At 72.8% G+C, this 8731-nt stretch carries 9 protein-coding genes; 3 read left to right on the forward strand and 6 right to left on the reverse strand.

Going from position 1 to position 8731, the window contains the following annotated elements; genetic code table 11:
• Position 1 precedes the first annotated feature (1 nt).
• From AOK15_RS13260 to AOK15_RS13280, 5 genes are all read right to left on the reverse strand, one after another.
• Positions 2-1162 carry an NAD(P)/FAD-dependent oxidoreductase gene (locus AOK15_RS13260; protein WP_055516179.1) on the reverse strand — a complete coding sequence of 387 codons (1161 nt, stop codon included), beginning with the start codon at positions 1160-1162 and terminating at the stop codon, positions 2-4.
• Complete coding sequence (locus AOK15_RS13265; RefSeq protein WP_055516180.1) at positions 1159-1521, reverse strand: bifunctional 3-phenylpropionate/cinnamic acid dioxygenase ferredoxin subunit; 363 nt, start codon at positions 1519-1521, stop codon at positions 1159-1161. Before AOK15_RS13265 ends, AOK15_RS13260 begins: the two co-directional genes overlap by 4 nt.
• 196 nt (positions 1522-1717) lie before the next feature.
• A complete protein-coding gene (locus AOK15_RS13270) occupies positions 1718-2353 on the reverse strand; it encodes an MBL fold metallo-hydrolase (RefSeq protein WP_055516182.1) in 636 nt (211 codons plus the stop codon).
• Positions 2350-3435, reverse strand: a complete 1086-nt coding sequence (locus tag AOK15_RS13275; protein ID WP_055516184.1) for an S-(hydroxymethyl)mycothiol dehydrogenase — start codon at positions 3433-3435, stop codon at positions 2350-2352. The genes AOK15_RS13270 and AOK15_RS13275 overlap by 4 nt, the downstream gene beginning before the upstream one ends.
• A 180-nt stretch (positions 3436-3615) precedes the next feature.
• Entirely contained in the window at positions 3616-4119 is a 504-nt protein-coding gene (locus tag AOK15_RS13280) for an SPW repeat protein (RefSeq protein WP_055516186.1), read from the reverse strand.
• 231 nt (positions 4120-4350) lie between these two features.
• On the opposite strand from AOK15_RS13280, the gene AOK15_RS43890 reads away from it, so the two are divergent.
• Together AOK15_RS43890 and AOK15_RS13290 are read left to right on the forward strand one after the other, a co-directional pair.
• Positions 4351-4836: a hypothetical protein gene (locus tag AOK15_RS43890; RefSeq protein ID WP_055516188.1), complete on the forward strand. Its 486-nt coding sequence runs from the start codon at positions 4351-4353 to the stop codon at positions 4834-4836.
• Between the two features lie 431 nt (positions 4837-5267).
• Positions 5268-6362, forward strand: a complete 1095-nt coding sequence (locus AOK15_RS13290; protein ID WP_055516190.1) for a carboxylate-amine ligase — start codon at positions 5268-5270, stop codon at positions 6360-6362.
• A gap of 131 nt (positions 6363-6493) precedes the next feature.
• On the opposite strand, the gene AOK15_RS13295 is transcribed toward AOK15_RS13290, so the two are convergent.
• Positions 6494-6796: a trypco2 family protein gene (locus AOK15_RS13295; RefSeq protein WP_240508413.1), complete on the reverse strand. Its 303-nt coding sequence runs from the start codon at positions 6794-6796 to the stop codon at positions 6494-6496.
• Positions 6797-6892: 96 nt separating this feature from the next.
• Here AOK15_RS13295 and AOK15_RS13300 point away from each other — a divergent pair, with 96 nt between their 5' ends.
• The gene (locus tag AOK15_RS13300; protein WP_055516193.1) at positions 6893-8611 is read left to right on the forward strand and encodes a trypsin-like serine peptidase; all 1719 of its coding nucleotides are present in this window, start codon (positions 6893-6895) and stop codon (positions 8609-8611) included.
• The last annotated feature ends 120 nt before the right edge of the window (positions 8612-8731 follow it).

Genomic DNA, 8731 nt, shown 5'->3' on the forward strand with positions numbered 1-8731 from the left:
GTCAAGGTGTGGCGGCGAGTTGCTTGCGCCAGCGGGTGAACAGCCGGGGCTGGTTCATCCCGAGCACGGCGACCGGGTGTCCGGCGCGCCGGTAGACGGCGAGGACGTCGCGGTCGTCGGCGGCGCCCTGCTCGATGGTCACGCTGTCGGCGCCGGCCGCGTGACCTGCGAACTGGATCTTCACGCCGTACTGGTCGGACCAGAAGTACGGCGGCCGGGGCACGCCCGGTTCCACGGCGCCTCCCGCCAGCAGGGTGGCGACAGCGGCGGCGGGCCGTTCCTGGGCGCCGGTCCAGTGTTCGACGCGGCGGTGGTGTCCGGCGCGCGGGTCGTACCAGGAGGCGCAGTCCCCGACGGCGACGACACCGGCGAGGCTGGTGCGGCCGTCTGCGCCGCACGTCACGCCGTTGTCGAGCGCGATGCCGGATCCCTCCAGCCACTCGACGCACGGGCGGGCGCCCACGCCGACGACGACGATGTCGGCGGGGATCGTCCGGCCGTCCTCCAGGAGGACGGCGTCGACCCTGGTCTCGCCGCTGAGCCCCTTGACGCCGACCCCGCACAACAGCCGTACGCCGTGGTCGGTGTGGAGGGCGGAGACGATCCGGCCCATCTCCTCGCCGAGCGGCCCGGCGAGCGGTGTGGGCGCCGCCTCGACGACCGTCACGTCCAGGCCGAGCGCCCAGGCGGTGGAGGCGACCTCTGCGCCGATGAAGCCGCCGCCGATCACGACCAACCGTCCGCCGCCGGCCAGTTCGTCCCGCAGGGCGCGGGCGTCGTCCAGGGTGCGCAGGACGTGCACCCCGGCGAGGCCCTCGGAGCCGGGCAGTTGCCGGGCGGCGGCGCCGGTGGCGATGACGATGCCGTCGGCCCGCACCGCACCACCGTCGGCGAGCCGGACGGTCCGCTCACGGGCGTCGAGTCCCACGGCCCGGGTGCCGAGCAGCCACTCGGCCCGCAGGTCCTCGCCGTCCGTCTCCAGCGCGAGGTCCCTCTCGCCGAGCACCCCGGAGAGGAACTCCTTGGAGAGCGGGGGCCGGTCGTACGGGCGGTGCAGTTCGTCGCCGATGACGACGAGCCGCCCGTCGTAGCCCTGCTTGCGCAGCGAGCGCGCCGCCGAGAGGCCGGCGAGCGAGGCGCCCACGACGGCCACCGTCCTCACGCGGGACCACCGGCGAGCCGGGCGGCCACACAGGGCGGCAGGTTGGGGGCGTCCGTGGACACCTTCACATAGATCATGCCTTCTTCGACGACGACCTCGTGCGTCCGCACCGGCAGCTTGGCCGGCGGAGCGTCGACCGCTCCGGTCCGCAGGTCGAACTTCGAGGCGTGCAGCGGGCATTCCACCTCGCAGCCCTCCAGCCAGCCGTCGGCGAGCGAGGCGTCCTGGTGGGTGCAGGTGTCGTCGATGGCGAAGACCTCGCCGTCGTCGGTGTGGAACACCGAGACCGGCGGGTCGATGTCGAGCCGGAGGGCCTCGCCTCGCGGAAGATCCGCGAGACGGCACGCGGGAATCATCATGACACCTCGGTGCGTATAGCGAAACGGATTGCGGTAAGCGCAACATCAGTCTGGGGTCGCCCTGAACCCTTGTCAAGGCGTCGAAAGGCCCGCTTCGGACGGGTCCCGGGGCCGTCCTCAAGACAGCTCGAAACGCCCGTACCACCTGCGGAAACAGGCGGTACGGGCGCCGCGCGGGGAGCCTCGGGGGACCCGGTCAGAAACCGCGGTCCAGCCATTCCTGGAGGTGCGGGGCCTCCGTGGCGATCGTGGTCGTCCCCCCGTGACCGGTGTGGACGACGGTGTCGCCCGGCAGGGTCAGCAGCCGGTCGCGGATGGAGCCGACGATGGTGGGGAAGTCGCTGTACGACCTGCCCGTCGCGCCCGGTCCGCCCGCGAACAGGGTGTCGCCGCTGAACAGGGCCGCCAGGTCCGGCGCGTACAGGCAGACCGCGCCGGGGGCGTGGCCGGGCGTGTGCAGCACGGTCAGCTCGACACCCGCCACCGTCAGGACCTGCCCGTCGGCGAGTTCACCGTCGGGCGCGCGCTCGGGGTGGGTCTGCTTCCACAGCGGCAGGTCGTCCGGATGGAGCCGGATCGGGGCGCCGGTGCGCTCGGCGAGGGCGGGCGCGGCGTCGATGTGGTCGTTGTGGGCGTGGGTGCAGATGATGGCCGTCAGCCTGCGGTCGCCGACGGCTTCGGCGATGGCGTCGGCGTCGTGGGCGGCGTCGATGACGACGACCTCGTGGTCGTCGCCGACGATCCACACGTTGTTGTCGACGTCCCAGGTGCCACCGTCCAGACTGAACGTGCCCGAGGTGACGAGGTGTTCGATGCGGGCGCCGGCCGTCACAGGACCACCACCGAGCGCAGCACGTCACCGTGGTGCATCCGCTCGAAGGCCTTCTCCACGTCGTCCAGGGCGATGGTCTCGGTGACGAAGGCGTCGAGGTCGAGCCGGCCCTGGAGGTAGAGGTCGATGAGCATCGGGAAGTCACGGGACGGCAGGCAGTCGCCGTACCAGGACGACTTCAGCGAACCACCGCGACCGAAGACGTCGAGCAGGGGCAGCTCCAGCTTCATGTCGGGGGTGGGGACGCCGACGAGGACGACCGTGCCGGCGAGGTCGCGGGCATAGAAGGCCTGCTGGTAGGTCTCGGGGCGGCCCACCGCCTCGATGACGACGTCGGCGCCGAAGCCGCCGGTCAGCTCGCGGATCGCCTCGACGGCGTCGGTGTCGCGGGAGTTGACGGTGTGCGTCGCGCCCAGTTTCTCGGCCGTCCGGAGCTTGCGGTCGTCGATGTCCACCGCGATGATCTTCGCCGCGCCGGCCAGGTTCGACCCGACGACCGCGGCGGCGCCGACACCGCCGCAGCCGATGACGGCGACGCTGTCACCGCGTCCGACGTTGCCGGTGTTGATGGCCGCGCCGATGCCGGCCATGACGCCGCAGCCGAGCAGACCGGCGGCAGCCGCGGACGCGGCCCGGTCGACCTTGGTGCACTGCCCCGCCGCCACCAGCGTCTTCTCCGCGAAGGCGCCGATGCCCAGCGCCGGGGACAGCTCCGTGCCGTCGGTCAGGGTCATCCTCTGCTTGGCGTTGTGCGTGGCGAAGCAGTACCACGGCCGGCCGCGCCGACAGGCGCGGCACTGCCCGCACACGGCACGCCAGTTGAGGATGACGAAGTCACCGGGGGCCACGTCGGTGACCCCCTCCCCCACCGACTCCACGACACCGGCGGCCTCGTGGCCCAGCAGGAAGGGGAAGTCGTCGTTGATGCCGCCCTCGCGGTAGTGGAGGTCGGTGTGGCAGACCCCGCACGCCTCGATCTTGACCAGCGCCTCACCCGGTCCGGGGTCGGGCACGATGATCGTTTCCAGGCTGACGGGGGCGCCCTTCCCCCGCGCGACGACAGCACGGACCTGGTGAACCATGGCCACTCCTCGGCTGGTACAAGACCTCAGACTGATGTTGCTTATGGCGGTACACAACGCATGTTCCGCAACACAGCATCGGGGAGGGCGGACGCGGGGTCAAGGATTCGACCCGTGCTTTCCAGCAGGCCCGGCAGGGGCCCCTTCCCCGGCCGGGGACCTGCCGAGGGAGGGGCGACGTCAGCGGGCCGTTCGGCCCATGCGACCACCGCCGCGGGCGCCCATGCCGGTCCGGCCGCTCCGGCCCGTCCGGTCGGTCTCGCTCGCCGCGGCCCCGGCGGCCAGCGCCAGCAGCAGCGCGACGGCACCGACGACGATGTTGTTCACGACGGTCCGCGTGGTGTCGACGTTCCCCGCGACGACCCACGGAGCCACGACGGTCCAGACTCCGATCAGCGCTGCCGCCCACGCCCTGGCGTGAGTGCGCTCGTAGGCGTGGCCGAAGCCGCTGAGCAGGAGCGCGTAGGCGATACCGGTGATCAGGTTGTTGATGGCCAGGGTGCCGAGGTCGTTGAATCCCGCTATCCAGGGCGACGCGGCCAGGTACAGCCCCGTGACGAGGGCCAGCGCCTCGACGGCCTGCCCCTGCTGCGTCGAGGCCGCCCGCTCGGCACGGGCGTGGCGTTCCCGCATCTCGACGATGTCCGGATGCGACTCCAGGGTGGTGTGGGTCTGGTCGGTCATTGCTCGCCTCCTGCTTCGGAGGGCCACGATCCCTCCGTGTACCCGATCGAACGAAGCCCGAGTACCCACGCGAATGCCCTGAACCGGATCATTTCGAAGTGCCGACCGGGAGGGGCGCAGAGGATGGCCGGGCGCCCGGCGGGGGTCTCCCGCAGCGCGACCTGCAGGGCAATCGATGTCCGGCCGCGAGTACCGCGTGCGGACCGGGGGCGAGCAGCGGCACGGAGCGCCGTGACGCCTTCCGCCGGCTCGTGCGGCTGGCTGCTGGCGGCTGGCGGCTGGCGGCTGGCGGCCGTGCACGAGACCGCCGAGGAGAAGGCCGTCCACTACTTCGCCCGGAGTGCACTGCCCGGCGGCGGGCCCGTCGTCGACGACCGGCTCGCCGAGAAACGGGCCGCCCAGCAGACCCTGGCGGATCCGGACGGCCTGGAGACCGACGGCCTGACGTTCCCCCCTCGGCTGATGCCGCTGCGTACGGAGGTGCGGGAGCACGCCCGGGCCGAAGAACGCCACGAGTTCCCGCGCCTGTGCCGGTGCGCCGGCCCCGGTCGTCGGGTCGCCATGGCCAGGACGGCCGAGGCCGCCGAGGCGAGGGCGCCCACCCGTCCCCACGCCGGTATCGAGTCCCCGGCGGCGAACCCGGCCCTCGGCCCGGTCGCCGCCGTCACGGACCGTACGAAGGACACGGTCCGCGAGGGTATGGGCAGGGACGGCTGAGCGCCCGGCGTATCCGGCGTGGCGGGGGTGGTCGAGGGCGCCCTCGGGTCCGAAGTGGCCGGGGAGGCCGCAGCGGTCTCTAATGGTGGAGGGAGCGGCGGCGATTGGAGGACGTCTGGCGTTGTTGACCTGGGGCTTCGCCCGGTCGACGGAGCCGCTCGCACCTCGTGGTGGCGGCGGCGCCGTCCCGTCCGCAGCGGCCCTCACGACCGTGACGCAAAACGGTTCCCCCGGGCGTTCCCGGTGTTCCGGCGCGGCATGGCGCGGGGCGCCGCCGGGCACACATGTGTCGGGTTTGCGGTGAAGCGGCTGGGCACTCGGATCGTCCCAGAAGCAAGCGCCTGAGTTGAGGTGATCAACCCCGCGGGACGGGTGTCGGCCAGGGTTCCTCGCGTGCCGGTCACGGCAGCGAGCCGAGCAGAGGGCGACTGATGACGACGATCGGCCTGGAAGAGGAGTACATGCTGGTCGACCCTGTCACGGGCCTACCGGTCCCCTACGCCGAGAAGGTCCGCCTGTCGGCGTGTCTGGCGCACCTGGCGGAGGAGCACGAGGTGCACTACGAGCTGCTCCAGTCGCAGGTCGAGGTCACCACCCCGGTGTGCCACACCCTGGACGAGATCGGCGGTCACCTGCTGCGGTTGCGGCACGCCGTGGGCGCCGCCGCCGAGGAGCACGGCTGCCGTATCGCCGCGGCCGCGACACCGCCGCTGCGCGACGCGCGGTCCATGGCCGTCACCGACCAGACCCGCTACCGGGCCATGCTGGCGCAGGCACCGCAGCTGGTGGAGGAACAGCTGGTCAACGGCATGCATGTGCATGTGGGCGTCCCCGGCCGCGAGGTCGGCGTCGAGGTGCTGAACCGGCTCCGCGTCTGGCTGCCCACCCTGACCGCGATGTCGGCGAACTCCCCGCTGTGGGACGGCCACGACACCGGCTTCGCCAGCTGGCGCACGGTCGTCTTCAGCCGCTGGCCGGTGAGCGGTATGCCGCCCGCCTTCCTGGACGCGGCCGACTACGACCGGCGGCTGCACCAGCTGGTGGACAGCGGCCTGATCTGCGACACCGGCCAGGTGTACTGGCAGGCCCGGCTCTCGGAGCGCTATCCGACCGTCGAGGTGCGCTGCCCCGACGTGCAGCTGCGCGCGGACGACGCGGTGATGTTCGCCGGGATCGTCCGGGCCCTGGTGGAGACGGCCCGCGCCGAGGCGGCCGCCGGCGCTCCCCCGCCCGACTGCCCGCCTGAGCTGCTGGAGGCGGCCATGTGGCATGCCGCCCGCCATGGCCTGAGCGACACGCTGATCGGCCCCGACGGTCGGCGCCACCGGGCCGGTGACGTGCTGTGCCGGCTCCTGCGGCATGTCGGACCGGCGCTGGACGCGTCCGGCGACACCCGTGAGGTGACGAGCCTGGTGCACCGGCTCCTCCAGGGCGGCACCGGGGCGGACCGGCAGCGGACCGCCCTCGTGACCGGCGGCCCGAGGGCGGCCATCGAGCTGATCACCACGGAGAGCACGCTCCCCTGACTCCGGCACGGCCACGCCGTACCGCCGACGAGGAAACCGCTCGCGGCCGCGTCCGGGCACGGACCGCTTTCCGCCGAACCCGAGAGACGCCGGGTGCCGCCCCGACGACCGAGACGGCACCCTTGCGCCGGCTACGGCGCGGGAATCGGGCCCGGCCCCTCCCCGCGGCCGACGGAGACGCGGCCCCCCGACCGTGTCTGCGGGGTCAGCTCGACCTGGACCTGATGGGTCGTCTGGCGGTCGACGGAACCGCCCAGTTCGGCCGTCACCACCCCGATACGCACACCACCGCGGCCCGAGCCGGACTGGTGGACCTGCACGGTGAACTGGAGGCTCACCTTGTCGACGCTGAATCCGAGGGACCGGCCCTGCGCCTCGTCCTGCGCCCGCTCCAGTTCGCCTCTGATCTGGCGGATCACCTCGGTCAATCCCACGAACCCCGGCCCATCGGTCAACTCGCACCCCCCGCACGCCTGTTGATCCCTGTCGTCCCAGTATGCGGCGGGACGCGTCGCTCGTATAGTTGTGCTATGGCGGACGACGGGGGAGTCGTTGATGGTTCGTCACTCGAGACGCCCGGCTGGGCTGTGCGCATCCGCCGGGCCGACGGAAGGATCGCGGGCGCCGGCATTCTGTTGAGCCCCGACCGGGTGCTGACCTGCGCCCATGTGATCGACGACCGGGAGGCGCGGTTCGCCGCGGAGTTCGTCGGGGCGGCGCCCGGTCTCCTGGTGCCCTCGGTCGCCGCGTGGGTCGACGGGGACGCGTATGTGCCCAACACCCGCGACGCCGACGGCGATCCCCTCGGCGACGTGGCGCTGCTCCGCCTCGAACAGCCGAGACCCATGGCGGAGACGACCCTGCTGTACCGCCTCTCGGCGCCGAACCGCGCGGTCCAGATGTACGGCTTCCCCTACGACCACAACGGCGGCATCTGGTTCCGGGCCAGCATCGTCGGCGGCTGCGGACGGGACGGGCAGGTCCAGTTGAGCCCGACGAGCCCCGGTGAGCTGGCCAGCCCCGGATGCAGTGGCTCGGGCGTGATGGACACCCTGACCGGCAAGGTCATCGGCATGGTCCTCAGCGGCATCTCCGACCAGCACGGCAACCAGTTCTCCTTCATGAGCCCGGCCGAGACCATCGTCCGGCACCTCCCCCAGGTCCGCCGGTGGACCCGCGGCAAGGCTGCCGTCGACGACGGGCTCAGGACGACCCGGCAGGACACGGCCGAGGCACTGCTCGACGAGCCGTTCGCCCAGCGCCTCGCCGACTGGCTCCAGGACGACGGACAGCAGGTGAAGATCAGCCTGGTCCCGGCCGGGGACGCGGTACGGGCCGCCACGCTGCGCCGCGCGATCACCCTCGCCGACCGGGAGTTGCGTACCGCGGCGTCCGTCGGCCGCGCCTCCCTCGACCCGCCCGGCACCGTCCCGTCGGCCGGCGGCCACGACCTGGCCGTGGACGCGGCCGGACTGACCACCGCGGAGATCGGGGAGCGGATCGCCGAGCGCATGGGGCTGTGGCAGCATCCCGCGGACCCGGTGGCGGAGCGGATCAGAGCCGCCGACGTCACCCTCACCCTGGTCGTCGTCGGCGTCGACGAGGCCGCCGATCCGCCCGCGCTGCTGGAACTGCTGAAGGCCCTGCACGCCAAGGGCAACCGCCTCCTGCTGGTCTTCCGCGACGCCGGCACCGTCTACCACCGCGCCCGGAGCGAACTGGTCCTCGAACCCGAACGGGAACGCCGCGCCCGTCTCGTCGCACGGCTGGAGGAGATCACCGGTCCGCTCGCCCGCGCCCTCCACGAGGGACTCGGGGCCGTACGAGCCGACGAGGTGCGCCCCGCCGACGCCGACCTGGTACGGGCGCACGCCGCGCTCGCCGCCCTCAGGCTCGGGCGGGCCGGGGCCGACGACGGCGGCCCGCACCCGGAGCTGGCCCGCTACGAGCGGCTCGCCCAGCGGGTGGCCGCACGCCTGACCAGGACCGTGGGCGCCCTCGACGCGCTGCGCGACCGACGGGACGAGCTGGAGGGCAGGCTCCGCGGCTACCACGACCTGCATCTGAACTCCGTACGAGGCAACGAGGAGGACCTGACCTTGGACGCTCTTCGTCTGCGCGCGCACGAACTGCTGCGGGCCAGGCCGTGCGACGTCAAGGCCGCCGAGGCCGCCGTGGAGGCGTACACCCGCCGCGTCGACCGCCGGGCACCACGCGGACGGGGACACGGAGGTGCCTCAACGACATGACGTCCTTACCCGTGCCGTGCCCGAGACCCGACTGCCCGGGCGGCGGCCGCATCATGGTGACCGGCTTCTGCGACACCTGTCACCGACGGCCCCCCGACCAGGCCCGGACCGCCCCGGCAC

Source organism: Streptomyces ossamyceticus, assembly GCF_001418475.1.
Lineage (GTDB): Bacteria > Actinomycetota > Actinomycetes > Streptomycetales > Streptomycetaceae > Streptomyces > Streptomyces ossamyceticus.